At 69.6% G+C, this 16,733-nt stretch carries 15 protein-coding genes; 2 read left to right on the forward strand and 13 right to left on the reverse strand.

Features of this window, described 5'->3' with window-relative positions; genetic code table 11:
• Nucleotides 1–4: 4 nt before the first annotated feature.
• The 11 genes from tatA to ACRYRV_RS10475 form a co-directional block, all read right to left on the reverse strand.
• Nucleotides 5–268: a Sec-independent protein translocase subunit TatA gene (gene tatA, locus ACRYRV_RS10425; RefSeq protein ID WP_253446007.1), complete on the reverse strand. Its 264-nt coding sequence runs from the start codon at nucleotides 266–268 to the stop codon at nucleotides 5–7.
• Between the two features lie 76 nt (nucleotides 269–344).
• Nucleotides 345–680 carry a phosphoribosyl-ATP diphosphatase gene (locus tag ACRYRV_RS10430; protein ID WP_253446004.1) on the reverse strand — a complete coding sequence of 112 codons (336 nt, stop codon included), beginning with the start codon at nucleotides 678–680 and terminating at the stop codon, nucleotides 345–347.
• A 30-nt stretch (nucleotides 681–710) separates the two neighbouring features.
• A complete protein-coding gene (gene ubiB / locus ACRYRV_RS10435; protein ID WP_444989528.1) occupies nucleotides 711–2,333 on the reverse strand; it encodes a ubiquinone biosynthesis regulatory protein kinase UbiB in 1,623 nt (540 codons plus the stop codon).
• Nucleotides 2,333–2,968, reverse strand: a complete 636-nt coding sequence (locus ACRYRV_RS10440; protein WP_444989499.1) for a ubiquinone biosynthesis accessory factor UbiJ — start codon at nucleotides 2,966–2,968, stop codon at nucleotides 2,333–2,335. Before ACRYRV_RS10440 ends, ubiB begins: the two co-directional genes overlap by 1 nt.
• A complete protein-coding gene (gene ubiE, locus ACRYRV_RS10445) occupies nucleotides 2,968–3,735 on the reverse strand; it encodes a bifunctional demethylmenaquinone methyltransferase/2-methoxy-6-polyprenyl-1,4-benzoquinol methylase UbiE (protein WP_253452267.1) in 768 nt (255 codons plus the stop codon). Before ubiE ends, ACRYRV_RS10440 begins: the two co-directional genes overlap by 1 nt.
• Before the next feature lie 98 nt (nucleotides 3,736–3,833).
• Nucleotides 3,834–4,217, reverse strand: coding sequence for a gamma-butyrobetaine hydroxylase-like domain-containing protein (locus ACRYRV_RS10450; protein WP_253445998.1), 384 nt, complete (start codon nucleotides 4,215–4,217; stop codon nucleotides 3,834–3,836).
• 227 nt (nucleotides 4,218–4,444) lie between these two features.
• Nucleotides 4,445–5,767 carry an ATP-dependent protease ATPase subunit HslU gene (gene hslU, locus ACRYRV_RS10455; protein ID WP_253445995.1) on the reverse strand — a complete coding sequence of 441 codons (1,323 nt, stop codon included), beginning with the start codon at nucleotides 5,765–5,767 and terminating at the stop codon, nucleotides 4,445–4,447.
• A gap of 8 nt (nucleotides 5,768–5,775) precedes the next feature.
• On the reverse strand, nucleotides 5,776–6,294 hold the full coding sequence (gene hslV, locus ACRYRV_RS10460; protein ID WP_253445992.1) for an ATP-dependent protease subunit HslV: 519 nt from the start codon (nucleotides 6,292–6,294) through the stop codon (nucleotides 5,776–5,778).
• A 176-nt stretch (nucleotides 6,295–6,470) separates the two neighbouring features.
• Nucleotides 6,471–7,199: an SPOR domain-containing protein gene (locus ACRYRV_RS10465; RefSeq protein WP_444989502.1), complete on the reverse strand. Its 729-nt coding sequence runs from the start codon at nucleotides 7,197–7,199 to the stop codon at nucleotides 6,471–6,473.
• A gap of 3 nt (nucleotides 7,200–7,202) precedes the next feature.
• Complete coding sequence (argS, locus tag ACRYRV_RS10470) at nucleotides 7,203–8,888, reverse strand: arginine--tRNA ligase (protein WP_444989504.1); 1,686 nt, start codon at nucleotides 8,886–8,888, stop codon at nucleotides 7,203–7,205.
• A gap of 171 nt (nucleotides 8,889–9,059) precedes the next feature.
• Nucleotides 9,060–11,294, reverse strand: coding sequence for a primosomal protein N' (locus ACRYRV_RS10475; RefSeq protein WP_253445982.1), 2,235 nt, complete (start codon nucleotides 11,292–11,294; stop codon nucleotides 9,060–9,062).
• Between the two features lie 174 nt (nucleotides 11,295–11,468).
• Here ACRYRV_RS10475 and rpmE point away from each other — a divergent pair, with 174 nt between their 5' ends.
• Nucleotides 11,469–11,681, forward strand: coding sequence for a 50S ribosomal protein L31 (rpmE, locus tag ACRYRV_RS10480; RefSeq protein ID WP_253445979.1), 213 nt, complete (start codon nucleotides 11,469–11,471; stop codon nucleotides 11,679–11,681).
• A gap of 248 nt (nucleotides 11,682–11,929) precedes the next feature.
• Nucleotides 11,930–13,198, forward strand: a complete 1,269-nt coding sequence (locus tag ACRYRV_RS10485) for a malic enzyme-like NAD(P)-binding protein (protein ID WP_253445976.1) — start codon at nucleotides 11,930–11,932, stop codon at nucleotides 13,196–13,198.
• Between the two features lie 94 nt (nucleotides 13,199–13,292).
• On the opposite strand, the gene ACRYRV_RS10490 is transcribed toward ACRYRV_RS10485, so the two are convergent.
• Both ACRYRV_RS10490 and ACRYRV_RS10495 read right to left on the reverse strand, forming a co-directional pair.
• Nucleotides 13,293–14,048, reverse strand: a complete 756-nt coding sequence (locus ACRYRV_RS10490; protein ID WP_444985198.1) for a DUF481 domain-containing protein — start codon at nucleotides 14,046–14,048, stop codon at nucleotides 13,293–13,295.
• Nucleotides 14,049–14,154: 106 nt separating this feature from the next.
• Nucleotides 14,155–16,683, reverse strand: coding sequence for a penicillin-binding protein 1A (locus ACRYRV_RS10495; RefSeq protein ID WP_444985197.1), 2,529 nt, complete (start codon nucleotides 16,681–16,683; stop codon nucleotides 14,155–14,157).
• Between the last annotated feature and the right edge of the window lie 50 nt (nucleotides 16,684–16,733).

Raw genomic sequence — 16,733 nt, forward strand, 5'->3', positions numbered from 1 at the left:
CGGCTTACTTGCGCTCTTCCTGTTCCTCGGATTTACGCTCGGCCTGGACGTCGTAGGTGTTGGTCTCCTCCTTGTGGTCCACGCGAGCCTGCGCCTCGGCCTCTTCCTTCTTCTTCTCGGCCTTCTCCTCTTCGCTCATGGCCTGCTTGAACCCCTTGACCGCGCCGCCGAGGTCGGTGCCGACGTTGCGCAGCTTCTTGGTGCCGAAGATCAGGATGATGATGCCGAGTACGATCAGCAGCTGCCAGATACTGATACCACCTAACATGGGTCTTTCCTCTGTGTCGTAGCCCCGGGCTGTCCGGGAGCCTTTGTCTTTGAGTCTGTCTGGTTGGCCCCGGTTCTCACTGGGGTCTTGCGGCCTTCTCGTCGTGGCCGGAGACGCCGAAGCGGCGGCCCAGCTCGTCGAGCACGGCGCGGTGGTCGAGGTCGAGATGCGATAGCATCACCAGGCTATGAAACCACAGGTCGGCGGTTTCGGCGATCAGCGCTTGGCGTTCGGCCTCGCCGCCGCCCTCGGCATCCTTGGCGGCCAGCAGGGTTTCGGTGGCCTCCTCGCCAACTTTCTCGAGTATCTTGTTCAAGCCCTTGTGATGCAAGGCGGCGACGTAGGAATCCTGCGGATCTGCCTGGCGGCGTTGATCCAGGACAGCTTGCAGCCGGTCGAGAATATCGCTCATGAGTGAAGGTTCCGTTGCAGGGTTCAGGGGTCAGTGCCAGGCCAGCAGTAGCAGGCCGAGCGCGGCGGCGGCCAGCGCCGGCCAGGGCTGGCCCGCGGCCCACTGGGAGAGCGGCTGCCAGGCCAGCGCCAGCGCCACCAGGAGGAGCCCCAGGCGCAGCCGGCGGCCGCGCCGCCCCTGGCGCACCAGCTGGTGGCGGATGGCGCCGATCGCCTCGCCCTGGCGGCGTCGCTGGCGGGTCTCCTGGTCGACCCGGGCCAGGGCCTGGTGGGCCAGCACGGGCAGCTCCGGTAGCTGTCGAGTCAGCTCGGGCGCCTGACGCTTGAGGGAGTCCCAGAAGCCGCTGACGCCGGCGCGCTCCCGCATCCACTGCTCCAGGAAGGGCTTGGCGGTCTTCCAGAGGTCCAGGTCCGGGTAGAGCTGGCGCCCCAGCCCCTCGATATTGAGCAGGGTCTTCTGCAGCAGCACCAGCTGGGGCTGCACCTCCATGTCGAAGCGTCGGGCGGTCTGGAAGAGACCCAGCAGCACCTGGCCGAAGGAGATGTCCTTGAGGGGCTTCTCCAGGATCGGCTCGCAGACGGTGCGGATCGCCGCGGCGAACTCGTTGGCCCGGGTGTTCTCGCCCACCCAGCCCGACTCGATGTGCAGGGCCGCCACCTCGTAGTAGTCCTGGTGGAAGAAGGCCAGCAGGTTGCGAGCCAGGTAGTCCTGATCCTCCCGGGTCAGGCTGCCGACGATGCCGCAGTCGATGCCGATGTACTGGGGGTCCCGGGGGTGCTCCCGGGAGACGAAGATATTGCCCGGGTGCATGTCGGCATGGAAGAAGTTGTCGCGGAATACCTGGGTGAAGAAGATCTCCACGCCGCGCTCGGCGAGCTTCTTGAGGTCGGTCTCCTGGGCCTCCAGGGCGGCCACGTCGGCCACGGGGATGCCGTAGATGCGCTCCTGTACCATGACGCGCTGGCGGGTCAGCTCCCAGTGGATGGCCGGGATGTAGAGCAGCGGCGAGTTCTTGAAGTTGCGCTTGAGCTGGGAGGTGTTGGCCGCCTCCTTGTGCAGGTCGAGCTCGTCGAACAGGGTGGCCTCGTAGTCGCGCACCACCTCCACCGGGCGCAGGCGGCGCGCCTCGGGCACCAGGGTCAGCAGCCGGGCAAAGCGGTACATCAGCGCCATGTCCTGGCGCATCACCCGGTGGATGCCGGGGCGGATGATCTTGACCACCACCTCCTCGCCGCTGTGCAGCCGGGCGCCATGCACCTGGGCGATGGAGGCCGAGGCGAGCGGCTCCGGGTCGAAGCGGGCGAAGGCCAGGGCCACCGTCATGCCGAGCTCGTCTTCCACCACGGCCCGGGCCTGGTCGCCGGGGAAGGGAGGGACCTGATCCTGCAGGCGCTTGAGCTCGTCGGCGATATCCGGCGGCAGCAGGTCGCGGCGGGTGGAGAGCACCTGGCCGAACTTGACGAAGATCGGCCCCAGAGACTCCAGCGCCAGGCGCAGCCGCGCCCCGCGAGAGCGCTCGCCGATGGGCACCAGGCGCAGCGGCGAGAGCCTGAAGAGGGTGCGCAGCGCCCAGGGCAGGCGTTCAAGGGGAATCAGGGTATCCAGCCGGTAGCGGGTGATCACCCAGAGAATGCGCAGCAGCCGCAGCAGCATCATGGGGCCACCTGCGCGTCGCGCCGGGCCGCCAGGCGGCGGTGCAGCCTGGCCAGCCGCGCCTCGAGGCGGTCGGCGGCGACCTCGAGCTCGGTGAGGTGATCGCGCAGCACCTCCAGCTGGGGGCGGCCGGGCAGCAGCCGTGCCTCCTCCACCAGGTACTCGGAGAGGTCGGCGCAGAACTCCTCCCGGGTGCGCAGGCCGAAGCGGCCCAGGCGGCGCAGCCCCTCGGCCAGGCTGTGGGCGGGAATATCACCCAGCCAGCGGGCCAGCTCCCCCTCCCAGTCCAGGTCGAGGTCGAGCAGCAGGTCGCGGGTCGCCTCGAGCAGGCCGATATGACCGCGTACCGCCAGGCGGCCCTGGAACATCAGTCGCTCCATGGAGGCGCCGCCCAGCAGGGCGCCGGCGGTCTCCGCATCCAGCTCCACGACCGCGTCGAAGGCCGCCTCGTTGGTGTCGTCGGGGCGCAGCAGGTCGAGCCCCCGGGGGTGGAAGTGCACCGCCAGGGCCAGTTCGGGGTTCTCCAGGCGCAGCAGCAGCCGCTGGCCGGCCAGGCGCGCCAGCCGCGAGGGGGCGGCGGGGTCCCGGGCCAGCAGGGCGTTGAGGGTTCGTTCCAGGCCGGCTAGCAATAACATTATAACTTTATGCCACGGTGCAGGGCGACGATGCCACCGGTCAGGTTGGTGTACTCGACCCGCTCCAGGCCGGCCGTTTCCATCATCCCCTTGAGGGTCTCCTGGTCCGGATGCATGCGGATCGACTCGGCCAGGTAGCGGTAGCTGTCGGCGTCGCTGGCCACCACCTCGCCGATCTTCGGCAGCAGGCGGAAGGAGTACTCGTCATAGACCCTGGAGAGCAGGGCGCTGGGCGGCTTGGAAAACTCCAGCACCAGCAGGCGGCCGCCGGGCTTGAGGACCCGGGCCATGGAGCGCAGGGCGGCATCCTTGTCGGTGACGTTGCGCAGGCCGAAGGCGATGGTGATGCAGTCGAAGGTGTTGTCGGGGAAGGGCAGGCACTCGGCGTTGGCCTGGACATACTCGACGTTGCCGCCCACGCCGCGGTCGAGGAGCTTGTCGCGGCCGACGCGCAGCATCGACTCGTTGATGTCCGCCAGCACCACGCGCCCGCGCGGCCCCACCATGCGCGAGAACTTCAGGGTCAGGTCGCCGGTGCCGCCGGCGATATCCAGCACGCTGTGGCCGGGCCGCACGCCGGAGCGTTCGATGGTCAGGCGCTTCCACAGGCGGTGGATGCCGAAGGACATCAGGTCGTTCATCACGTCGTAGCGGGCCGCCACTGAGTGGAAGACGTCGGCCACGCGGGAGGCTTTCTCCTCGACGGGCACTTCCTGATAGCCGAAGTGGGTGGTCTGCTTGTCCCTGGAGCTGGGGTTGGCGCTCATGCGATGGGGCTCCCGAATCGCTGCATGGGAGAGGCCGCTGCCTCGAATGGGCGCCATTGTAGCCTCCCGCGGCGGCGGTTGTCTTGACGGGGGGCCGTTTACAGCTGCTTGATCTCGATGCCCAGGGGCTCGCGGCTGGCGCCGGCCTCCTCCAGGCGGCGGAGGTAGTCGGCCCAGTTGGCCTCGCGCTGCTCGATCAGCCACCAGAGGTAGTCCCAGCTGTAGAGGCCGCTGTCGTGGCCGTCGTCGAAGTGCAGCTTGAGGGCGTAGCGGCCGGTCGGGGTGATGTCCTTCAGGCCGACGAACTTCTTGCCGACCTGCAGGGTTTCCTGGCCGCGGCCGTGGCCGCGCACCTCGGCGGAGGGGGAGAAGACCCGCAGGTACTCCACGGATAGCCGGTAGCTCTCGCCGTTCTCATAGCCGAGCTCCAGCTCCTGGGCCTTGCGGTGGTAGTGCACTCGGGTGGGGATGGGGGCGCTCATGGCACAGCTCCAGTCCAGGCTTGGTGAAAGCGCGACTACTCCGGCGACAGGTCTACGAGGGGGCGCTGTGAATCCATCCCTGGACGCTACCGATGCCATCCCTGGCATAGGACCCCCTCTACGACCTGCCCCCGGCGTCGCGCAGCCCGCGATTCGCCTGCTTCAGCGCTCACGGGATCGCTGAGTGCGACACCGGCTTCCAGGCTGCCAACGTCGGCTGCTCAGGGTTACAGGATATACCGCGACAGATCCTCGTCCATGGCCAGCTCGCCGAGCTGGGAGTCCACGTAGGCGGCGTCGATGGTCAGCGGCGTGCCGATGTCGCTGCCCTTGTAGGAGGCCTCCTCGAGCAGGCGCTCCATCACCGTGTGCAGGCGGCGCGCGCCGATGTTCTCGGTGCCCTCGTTGACCTGCCAGGCGATCTGGGCGATGCGTTCGATGCCGTCGGCGGTGAACTCCACCTCGAGGCCCTCGGTGGCCAGCAACGCCTGGTACTGCTTGGTGAGCGCCGCTGAGGGCTCGGTGAGGATGCGCTTGAAGTCCTCCGGGGTCAGGGCGTTGAGCTCCACGCGGATCGGCAGGCGACCCTGCAGCTCGGGAATCAGGTCCGAGGGGCGCGACAGGTGGAAGGCGCCGGAGGCGATGAACAGGATGTGGTCGGTCTTCACCATGCCGTACTTGGTGGAGACCGTGGAGCCCTCGATCAGCGGCAGCAGGTCGCGCTGCACCCCCTCCCGGGAGACCTCGCCGCCGCTGGATTGGCCGCTGCCCTTGGCCACCTTGTCGATCTCGTCGAGGAAGACGATGCCGTGCTGCTCCACCGCCTCGATGGCGCGGGCCTTGATCTCCTCCTCGTTGACCAGCTTGCTGGCCTCCTCGTCGCGCAGCAGGGCGAAGGCGTCCTTCACCGTGACCCGGCGGGTCTCGGTCTTCTGCTTGCCCATGCCGGAGAAGAGGCTGGAGAGCTGCTGGGTCATCTCCTCCATGCCCGGCGGGGTCATGATGTCGATGCCGGGGCCCTGCTGGGTCAGCTCGATATCGATCTCCTTGTCGTCGAGCTGGCCCTCGCGGAGCTTCTTGCGGAAGATCTGGCGGGTGCCGCTGTCCTGACGGGGCGCCTCCTCCTGGCCCCGGGGCGGCGGCAGCAGGGCATCCAGGATGCGATCCTCGGCGGCGTCCTCGGCGCGGTGGCCCACCTCCTCCTTGGCCTGCTCGCGCACCAGCTTGATGGCGGCCTCGGTCAGGTCGCGGATGATGGAATCCACGTCGCGGCCCACATAGCCCACCTCGGTGAACTTGGTGGCCTCGACCTTGATGAAGGGGGCGCGGGCCAGCTTGGCCAGGCGCCGGGCGATCTCGGTCTTGCCCACCCCGGTGGGACCGATCATCAGGATGTTCTTGGGCGTCACCTCCTGGCGCAGGTCGCTGTCGAGCTGCATGCGGCGCCAGCGGTTGCGCAGGGCGATGGCCACGGCGCGCTTGGCGTCCTGCTGGCCGATGATGTACTGGTCCAGGGCGTGGACGATCTCGCGGGGGGTCATCTGGGTCATGGGGCGCCTCAGAGCGTTTCGAGAGTGACGTGGTGGTTGGTGAACACGCAGATGTCGCCGGCGATCTCCAGGGACTTCTCGGTGATCTCTCTGGCCGAGAGGTCGGTGTTCTCGAGCAGGGCGCGGGCGGCGGCCAGGGCGTAGTTGCCCCCGGAGCCGATGGCGATGATGCCGCGCTCGGGCTCCACCACGTCGCCATTGCCGGTGATGATCAGGGAGGCGTCCTTGTTGGCCACGGCGAGCAGTGCCTCCAGGCGGCGCAGGGCGCGGTCGGTGCGCCAGTCCTTGGCCAGCTCCACGGCGGCCTTGACCAGGTTGCCCTGGTACTTCTCCAGCTGCGCCTCGAAGCGCTCGAAGAGGGTGAAGGCGTCGGCGGTGCCGCCGGCGAAGCCCGCCAGCACCTCGCCGCGGTAGAGGCGGCGCACCTTGCTGGCGTTGCCCTTCATCACGGTGTTGCCCAGCGACACCTGGCCGTCGCCGGCCAGGGCCACCTGGTCACCGCGGCGCACGGATACGATCGTGGTCATGGAGGAGTCTCTCCTTGGGGGAGCGCCTGGCTCCCGATGACTTTCGGCGCCGCGGGGCATGGCCCCGGGCGCCGCGATAAGGCTGAAGGGAGAGGTGCGGGCGGAGCGCCCTTAATTCAAGGCTTCAATGAAGTCGCCGAGCCACGTCGCGAGCGCAGCAGTGAGCGGGTGATTGCCTAGTTCTGCAGGCGGATCAGCAGCGGCTCTATGCCCTGGGTGACCATCAGGTCCTGAGCGCGGCTGAGCTCGCGGTTGTCGTCATAGGGGCCGACCTGGACCCGGTGCCAGGTCTCGCCGCCGCCGGCCCTGACCTCGCTGACCTGGGCCAGCAGGCCGAAGTCGCGCAGGCGGCGCTGCAGCTGCTGGGCGTCGCCGGATTCGCGGAAGGAGGCGGCCTGGAGCATGTAGCGGTGGCCGTTGCCGGCGGGCTCGGCGGCGGCGGTGGGCTCGCTGCGCTCGGTCGCCAGGTTGGCGGCGATCACCTCGGCGATGGGGTCGGCGCTCTCCTCGGCGGACGCCGCCTCGCTGCTCTCCTCGGCAGGAGGGGGCGCCGGGGGCCGAGCCGTGGAGGCGGGCATCTCCCCGCGGGGGGCGATCACCTCCGACTCCGGCAGCAGGGTATAGAACTCGAAGGTCGGCATGCGCGGCTCGCTGGGCCTTGCCGGGGCGGCGGCCTCAGGTTCCGGCGGCGCGCTGCGCGGCAGCACCGTGGCCAGGGGCGAATCCTCCACCTGCCAGGGCGCCACCCCGTGCTGGTGCTGGGAGAGCAGGAAGCCGCCCACCAGGCCGGCCAGGCCCCAGACCCAGCCGGGCAGCCGCCACTCGCGGCGGGGCTTGCGTGGGGTCTGGCGGCGGCTGCTGGTAGCACCGCGCCGCTTGGGCGGCGTCTGCTTGCGGGTCGCCATGGGTTACATCTCCTCGGGGGCGCTGACTCCCATCAGGTCGAGACCGTTGCGCAGCACCTGGCGGGTGGCCAGGCCCAGGGCCAGGCGGGCATTGCGCAGGGCGTCATCCTCGACCATAACCTTCACCGCGTTGTAGCAGGTGTGGAAGTCGGCGGCCAGGTCCAGCAGATACTGGGCGACCTGCTGGGGCTCCCGGGAGGCGGCGGCGTGCTCGACCACCTCGGGGTAGCGGGCCAGGCGGTTCATCAGCGCCTTCTCCTGATCCTCCGCGAGCCGGCCCAGGCTGGCCGTGGCCAGGGCGTGGTCGAAGGCCAGGCCGTCGGCCTCGGCGCGGCGCATCACGCTGCACACCCGGGCGTGGGCGTACTGCACATAGTAGACCGGGTTGTCGTTGGACTGGGAGCGCGCCAGGTCGATGTCGAAGGTGAGCTGGGAGTCGGCCCGGCGGGCGGCCAGGAAGAAGCGGGTGGCATCGCGACCCACCTCGTCGATCAGGTCGCGCACCGTGACGTAGCTGCCGGCGCGCTTGGAGAGCTTCACCTCCACCCCGGAGCGGGTGACCATCACCATCTGGTGCAGCACATAGTCCGGCCACCCCTGGGGAATGCCCGCTTCCAGGGCCTGCAGGCCGGCGCGCACCCGGGTCACGGTGGAGTGGTGGTCGGCGCCCTGCTCGTTGATCACGGTGGTGAAGCCGCGCTGCCACTTGTCGAGGTGGTAGGCGACGTCGGGCAGGAAGTAGGTGTAGCCGCCGTCGGTCTTGCGCATCACCCGGTCCTTGTCGTCACCGAAGTCGGTGGTGCGCAGCCAGAGGGCGCCGTCCTCTTCATAGGTGTGGCCCTTCTCGATCAGCCGCTCGACGGTGGCCTCCACCTTGCCCTCGCGGTAGAGGGAGGACTCCAGGAAGTAGACGTCGAAGTGGACGCCGAAGGCCTTGAGGTCGAGGTCCTGCTCCCGGCGCAGGTAGGCCACGGCAAACTCCTGGATCGCCTCGAGATCCTCCGGGTCGCCCTGGCCGGTAACGTGGCGGTCGTCGGCGTGGACGGTCTCGCCGGCCAGGTAGCTGTTGGCCACATCGATGATGTAGCCGCCGCGGTAGCCGTCGGCGGGCCAGCTCGGGTCGTCGGGGTCGAGCCCCTTGGCGCGGGCCTGCACCGAGAGGGCCAGGTTGCTGATCTGGGCGCCGGCGTCGTTGTAGTAGAACTCCCGGGTCACGTCATAACCCACCGCCTCCAGCAGGCGGCAGATGCAGTCGCCGATGGCGGCGCCGCGGCCGTGACCCACGTGGAGCGGCCCGGTGGGGTTGGCGGAGACGAACTCTACCTGCACCTTCTGGCCCTGGCCGATCAGGCTGCGGCCGAAGGCGTCGCCTGCGTCGAGCACCTGGCGCACCACCTGGGCGGCGGCGTCGGTGGCGGCGAAGAAGTTGATGAAGCCGGGCCCGGCGATCTCCACCTGGCTGACGGCGTCGCTTTCGGGGAGGGCGGCCACCAGGGCCTCGGCCAGCTCCCGGGGCTTGCGGCCGGCGGGCTTGGCCAGCATCAGCGCCAGGTTGGTGGCGTAGTCGCCGTGGGCCTTGTCCTTCGTCGGGTCGACCTTGATGGTCGGGGCGATATCGGCGGGCAGCAGGTCCTGCTGCTTGAGGGTGTCGAGGGCGCCCTCGAGCAGGGTCACGATGGTCTCTTTCATGAGGCGAACTTCTATCCTGGAGCGAAGGCCCTGGGGGCGCCTTGGGGAGCGAGCGGCCGATGAACCGGCGGTGACGAGGCGCTCGCCCGGGGCGTGGGCATGGAAACGAAGCCTTTAGCGGGCACGGCCGGCCATTATCGGTAATTGTGGCGCGGCTTTAAAGAGCGGGCGTCAGCTTAGGGTCTGGGGGTCGATATCCAGCGACCAGCGTACTCGCCGCGCCTCGGGGGTCGCCTCCAGCCAGGCGGTGAGCCAGGCGCAGGCCGAGTGCAGGGCGCTGCGCTTCGCCGCGCTCAGCATCAGCTGCAGGTGGTAGCGGCCCTGGCGGCGCTCCATGGGGGCCGGCACCGGGCCCAGGCAGTCCACCGCGAGCGCGTGCTCGGCCAGCCAGCCGCGCAGGGCGCCGGCGGCGCGGCGGGCGAGCTCGCCGGCGGCCTCCTCCCTGGCGCTCTCCAGGCGCAGCAGGGCGAGGAAGCGAAAGGGGGGCAGGGCGGCGGCGCGACGCTCCTCCAGGAGCTGCTCGGCCAGGGCGGCGTAGCCGCGCTCCGCCAGCAGGCGCAGCTGCGGGTCCTCCGGGTGCAGGGTCTGAACCAGCACGCGGCCGGGGTGGGCGGCGCGCCCGGCGCGCCCGGCCACCTGGACCAGCAGCTGGGCGCTCTGTTCCAGGGCGCGAAAGTCGCTGGCATAGAGGCCGGCGTCGGCGTTGACCACTACCACCAGGGTGACATGGGGCAGGTGGTGGCCCTTGGCCAGCATCTGGGTGCCCACCAGCAGGCAGGGGTCGCCGCGGCGCACCTCGGCGAGCGCCTGCTCGAAGGCATCGCGGCGCCGGGTGCTGTCGCGGTCGATGCGATAGACCGGCACCTTCGGAAAGCGTGCGGCCAGGGTCTCCTCGGTGCGCTCGGTACCGCTGCCCAGGGGGCGCAGGTCGATGCTGCCGCAGGCCGGACAGGCCTCGGGCAGGGCGCGGCGGCGGTCGCAGTGGTGGCAGGCGAGCAGCGGCGGCTGGCGGTGAAGGGTCATGCGGGCGTCGCAGGCGTCGCACTCGGCCAGCCAGCCGCAGGCGTGACAGGCCAGGGTGGGGGCGAAGCCGCGGCGGTTGACGAAGACCAGCACCTGATGGCCGGCCGCCAGGGTCTCCTCGATGGCCTCCATGACCGGCGGGATCAGGCCGCCCTGGCGGGGGCGCCCGCGCAGGTCCACCAGCTCCAGCCGGGCCGGGGCGTGGCGGGTGGCGCGGCGGGTCAGCGGCAGGTGGCGCCATTCGCCGCTGAGCCCCCTGGCGAGGCTCTCCAGGGAGGGGGTGGCGCTGCCCAGCAGCAGCGGGATGCCGTGGTGGTGGGCCCGGGCCACGGCCAGGTCCCGGGCGTGGTAGCGCAGCCCGTCCTGCTGCTTGTAGGAGCCGTCATGCTCCTCGTCGACGATGATCGCCCCGGGGCGCGCCAGCGGGGTGAAGATCGCCGAGCGGGTGCCGATCACGATGGGCGCACGCCCGCTGGCGGCGGCCTCCCAGGCGTCCAGGCGCTCGTGGTCGGTAAGGCCGGAGTGCAGCGCTACCACCGGCACCCGGAAGCGGTGCCGAAAGCGAGCCAGGGTCTGGGGCGTCAGGCCGATCTCCGGCACCAGCACCAGGGCCTGGCGGCCGCGCCCCACCACCGCCTCGATCAGCTGCAGGTAGACCTCGGTCTTGCCGCTGCCGGTGACCCCCTCCAGCAGGCAGGGGTGATAGGCATCCAGCCGCTCGTGGAGGGTGGCCAGGGCCGCGGCCTGCTCGCGGTTGAGCGGCAGGGCGGGCTCGGCCAGCAGGTGGTCGGCGTCGGGCAGGGGGCGAGCGGTCAGCGGTTCCTCGTGAGACGCCACCAGTCCCTTGGCGGCCAGCGCCCTGAGCTGTTCGCGGGAAAACGATTGGGCCAGGATCGCCTGGGTGGCCAGGCCGTGGGGGTGCTGGGCGAGCATGGCCAGCAGCTCCGCCTGGCGGGGGGCGCGGGCGAGGGCCTCGGCGGGCGTGTCGCGGCCGGCGGCGGTGAGCTGCCAGCGCTCCCGGGTGCGTCCCTCCAGGGCGCGCCCCTGGCGCAGCAGGGTGGGCATGGCCTGGTGGAAGGTGTCGCCCAGGGAGTGCTGATAGTAGCGGGCGGTGAAGCGGCACAGCCACAGCCAGTCGGCGGGCAGGGGGGCGGCGTCCAGGCAGGCGACGACGGGCTTGAGCTCGGCCAGGGGCAGCTCGCTGTGATCGCGGCACTCCATCACCACGCCGACCACCTGGCGTCGGCCGAAGGGAACGCGCACCCGCAGGCCGGGTGCCCAGCCGCCGGGGGGCGGCGTGCCGGCGGGGCGGTAGTCGAACAGGCGGCGCAGCGGCGAGGGGACCGCCACGCCCAGGGCGCGGGGGGAAGAGGTGGTGGGCAATTGGCCTCCGGGACTGGCTCTGCTAGAATGCTGCGCCTCCCTGCCTGCCGAGTGCGGCCAGGGCGGGATCAACCGGTTTGCACTCGCGCCTGCCACCGGCGCGACCGATAGACAACCCGTATGCGGTGCCTGGCAGCGGATCAGGTGGCGGCATACAGCTCAACGAGGCTCAAGATGAAACAAGGTATCCACCCCGAATACAAGACGGTCAGCGCCACCTGCTCCTGTGGTGCCACCTTTCAGGTAGGCTCCACCTCCGGCCAGGACTTCTCCCTGGACGTCTGCTCCCAGTGCCACCCCTTCTACACCGGCAAGCAGAAGCAGGCGACCACCGGTGGTCGCGTCGAGCGCTTCAACAAGCGTTTCGGTGCTGCACTCAAGCGCTGATCGCCCAGGCGTACGCCGACCCGTCAGGAAACCCGCCCTTCGAGGCGGGTTTTTTTGTTGGGACGAGGCCGGTCGTCGCCTGCGATAAGGAATGGGTTATGGCTGGGGCTTCAGCCATAAGTTGCGGCAAATGGTTGGCATCGGTGTCAAACGAGCGTGCAACAGGCGGGAAATGGCGCAAGCTTGAGCGCAGGGGCTTTTTTCTATATCGTGGTGAAACATTTTCACCCTGACCGGAATTCACCCACATGAGTGACGCAAGACAGGCTGCGCTGGACTATCACGCCAAGCCCATCCCCGGGAAGCTCTCCATCGAGCTGACCAAGCCCACCGCCACCGCCAAGGACCTCGCCCTGGCCTACAGCCCGGGCGTGGCCGAGCCGTGCCGCGAGATCGCTCGCGACCCGGAGAACGCCTATCGCTACACCGGCAAGGGCAACCTGGTGGCGGTCATCTCCGACGGCTCCGCCATTCTGGGGCTGGGCAATCTGGGCGCCCTGGCCAGCAAGCCGGTCATGGAGGGCAAGGGTGTGCTGTTCAAGCGCTTTGCCGGCATCAACTCCGTGGATATCGAGGTCAACGCCGAGAGCCCCCAGGCCTTCATCGATACCGTGGCGCGCATCGCCGATACCTGGGGAGGCATCAACCTCGAGGATATCAAGGCGCCGGAGTGCTTCGAGATCGAGCAGGCGCTGATCGAGCAGTGCAATATCCCGGTCTTCCACGATGACCAGCACGGCACCGCCATCGTCACCGCGGCAGGCATGCTCAACGCCCTGGAGATCGCCGGCAAGCGCCTCGAGGACGCCAGCATCGTCTGCATGGGGGCCGGCGCCGCCGCCATCGCCTGCATGAAGCTGCTGGTCTCCTGCGGCGCGCGTGCCGAGAACATCGTGATGCTCGACCGTCGCGGCGTGATCCACACCGAGCGCGACGGCCTGAACCCCTACAAGGCGATGTTCGCCGTCGACACCGACAAGCGCACCCTGGACGACGCCATCGATGGGGCCGACGTCTTCGTGGGCCTTTCCGGTCCGGGTCTGATGAGCGCCGATCATATTCGCAAGATGGCGCCCAACCCGGTGGTCTTCGCCTGCACCAATCCGGACCCGGAGATCCACCCGGACCTGGCCCGGGAGGTGCGCCCCGACGTGATCATGGCCACCGGCCGTTCGGACTACCCGAACCAGGTCAACAACGTGCTGGGCTTCCCCTTCATCTTCCGCGGGGCCCTGGACGTGCGCGCTACCCGCATCAACGAGGAGATGAAGGTGGCCGCGGTTCACGCCCTCAAGGACCTGGCTCGGGAGCCGGTGCCCCAGGCGGTGCTGGACGCCTACGAGAAGGAGAGCATGAGCTTCGGCCGCGACTACATCATCCCCACGCCGGTGGATGTGCGTCTGCTGGAGCGCATCACCTCCGCCGTGGCCCAGGCGGCAGTGGACTCCGGCGTGGCGCGGCGCCCCTACCCGGCCCACTACCCGCTGAAGAGCGTGGATGACGTTTACGGCGTGTAACGTGTGGCGTGTAACCTGAGGCTCTTCACCCTCCGCGACGCCGGCCCTCGGGCCGGCGTCGTCGTGTCCGGGGGTATGAATCGAGGAAAGTGAGCTACCAGCTGTAGAGGAGCGAGGCGCTGGTGGTGTGGTCGGTCCGGGCCTCGGCCTCCTCCGGCGGCTGGGAGTTGCGCCTGATCTCGTGGGAGAGCCGCAGGGCGAGGCGTGAGTTGAGGCGAGCGGTCAGCGAGGAGAGCGCGCGGGAGGTGGTGTTGTCGTCGGTGGCCTCCACCGAGAGCTCCTGCTTCAGGGTGGTGGTCTCGCTGGCTTCGAACTGCCAGTCCAGGGCGCCATAGGCGACGCCCAGGGAGGCGTTGGGCTCCGTGTCGATGCGGTCGTAGCGATAGCCCGGGCCGGCCTCCAGCGAGAGCCGATGGTGCTCGTGGCGGATCAGCTCCCGGCCGTAGCCGGCGATGGCGGCCAGCTGGTAGTCGTAGCCGCTGAAGCGGTCCTTCTCCCAGCGGGCGAACCCGAACAGGTAGTGGGGGCCCTCGAGGTCATAGCGCTCACGCCCGGTCAGGCGATACTGCTCGGCGCTGGCCTCGCCGTCCCGGGAGACATGGCGGACCTCGCCGCGCAGCAGGTGGGTCCAGCGGTCGCGCAGCCAGGTCAGCTGGCTCTTGCCGATCAGCGTCTGGCTGTCGGTATTGCCGGCGAGGTGGGTGTAGCCGAGTTCGGCCTCGCCGCTGAAGCCGTGGGCCTTCTCCTCGACGGGAGGCGGCGCGTAGAAGGGGCTGGCGGAGACATTGGCGCCTGCGCTGAGGCTCAGTGCCACGATCAGCAGGCGGCTGGCAGGGTGTGACATGGGCATCCCCCAGGGCCGTTGAGTGAATCCCAGCGGGTGTGAGCTTGGGGTGTGCGTTGTTGATGAGGGGCGCTGAAGAGGGCGGCGTCCGTGCCGCCCTGGTCGCGAGGCGTCAGAAGATCGCTTCGTAGGAGCCGGTGCCCTCAGAGCCGCTGTGCTGCTCCACCTCGCGTTCGACGCGGCGCGGCTGCACGCCGGGCAGGTGGTCCGGGTGGAAGAGCTCGGTCATGCCGCCGCCCTGACCGTCGGGCAGTCGGCGTCCGCTGTCGGGGTCGACCCGGGCGGTGACCAGGCCCCCGGGGCGCTCATGCTTCGCCTCGGGGCGACCCTCTAGGGCGTCGCGCATGAAGTCGATCCAGACCGGCAGGGCCGCATTGGCACCATACTCGGCGATGGTCTCGTTGTTGTCCTTGCCGATCCAGACGGTGGCGGCGAGGTCGGCGTTGTAGCCGGCGAACCAGGCGTCGCGCTGGTTGTTGGTGGTGCCGGTCTTGCCGACGATATCGCCACGGCCGAGCTCAAGTGCGCGTCGGCCTGTGCCGCTCTCGATGACGTCGCGCAGCATGTCGGTGAGGATATAGGCGGAGATCGGATCCACCACCCGGGGCGCCACCGGGTGGCGGCGGCCATCGACCTCGACCTCGGTCTGGCCGTCACGGCAGTCGCGGCAGACGATGGTGGGCGTGGCCTCCTCGATCAGGGTGTCGTCATCGCCCCGGGTGACGCGCTCGATGAACCAGGGGGTCACCTGGTAGCCACCGTTGGCCAGCACCGCATAGGCGTTGGTCATCTCCAGCGGCGTCAGGTCGGCGCTGCCCAGGGCCAGGGAGAGGCCGCGGGGCAGTCGCGAGCTGGCAAAGCCGAAGCCCTCGAGGAAATCGATGGTGGCATCCAGGCCGACCTGCTGGAGCACGCGAATGGTGACCAAGTTGCGCGAGCGCGCCAGGGCGACCCGCAGGCGGGTGGGGCCGAGGAAGTCGCCGCTGGCGTTGACCGGTCGCCAAAGCTGGTTGCTGCCGTCCTGAACCACCACGGGGGCATCGTTGACCACGCTGGCGGCATTCATCAGGCCGCTGTCCAGGGCCGCCAGGTAGACGAAGGGCTTGAAGATGGAGCCGGACTGACGCTGGGCCTGGACGGCGCGGTTGAACTTGCTGGCCGTGAAGCTGAAGCCCCCCTGCAGGGCCAGGATGGCGCCGGTGTCGGGGTGCATCACCACCAGGGAGCCTTCGGCATCGGGGCGCTGGGCCAGGCGCAGGGTGCCGTCCTCGCGCTCCAGGACCCGGATCAGGTCGCCGGCGCTGGCGATCTCGGCGGCGGAGCCGGGCTCCGGGCCCCGGGCCCGCGGGCTGCGGTAGGCCCGCGCCCAGGAGAGCCCGTCCCAGGCGATGGTGCGCAGCTCGCCGCCGCGGGTCAGCACGCGCATCTCGCGGCCGCTGCTTTCCACCACGATGGCCGGCTGCAGCGGGCCGAAGCCGGGGGTCCGCTCCAGCACCTGAACCCAGTTGCTGACATCGCCCTCGATGCCCTCGATCTCGGTCTGGCTGCGCTCGGCGGCGCGCTGGGCGGTCTCGAGGATCTCGGGGGATTCGTCGAGCTCCTCCTCCAGGCCGCGGCGGTCGGTGCGCGCCTGGGCCTCGACCAGGCTGGCCGGAATGTCGCGCTGCTCGGGGCCGCGCCAGCCGTGGCGGGTGTCGTAGGCGATCAGGCCCTGGCCAAGGGCGCGCCGTGCGAAGGGCTGCAGTTCGCTGTCCAGGGTGGTGTGGATGCGGTAGCCGGCGGTGTAGGCTTCCTCGCCGAAGCGCTCGATGGCGTACTGGCGCGCCATCTCGGCCACATAGTCGGCGTCCACCTCGGTCTGGGCGACATAGCGGCGGGCGGTGATCGGCGCCTGGACCGCCTCGTCATAGGCGGCCTGGTCGATATGCCCCAGCTGGCGCATGCGGTAGAGGATCCAGTTGCGGCGGATCAGCGAGCGTTCCGGATTGGCCAGCGGGTTGAAGGCGGACGGCGCCTTGGGCAGGCCGGCGATCATCGCCTTCTCGGCCAGGGTCAGCTCGTCCAGGGGGCGGTTGTAGTAGGTCTCGGCGGCGGCGGCGATACCGTAGGCGCGGTTGCCGAGGAAGATCTTGTTGACATAGAGCTCGAGGATCTCCTCCTTGGAGAGGACACGCTCCATCTGCAGGGCCAGCAGGATCTCGCGGATCTTGCGGGTGAAGGTCCGATCCAGGGTCAGCAGGTAGTTGCGCGCCACCTGCATGGTGATGGTGGAGCCGCCCGACTGGATCTCGCCGCCGCTGGAGGCGAGCTCCAGGGCCGCCCGGGCCAGGCCGCGGGGGTCGACGCCGGGGTGCTCGTAGAAGTGGGCGTCCTCGGCGGCCAGCAGGGCCTGGATGAACTCCTCGGGAATCTCGTGGTACTCCACCGGCATGCGGCGCTCCTCGCCGAATTCGCCGATGAGCTTGCCGTCACGGGTGAAGATCCGCAGCGGCGAGTGGAGCTCGAAGTCCTGGAGCTGGCGCACGTCCGGCAGCCCGGGGGCGAAGTAGAGCGCGGCGCCCACCACGCCCAGGGCCGCGGCGGCGGTGAGCGACACCAGCAGCCAGGCCAGGGAGAAGAGCAGGGTTCTGATAAACGTCATGAAAAAGCGGTATCCGTGCAGGGAACTGGGGCGGTACGGTAGCGATGGGA

The organism is Halomonas mongoliensis (assembly GCF_052496345.1).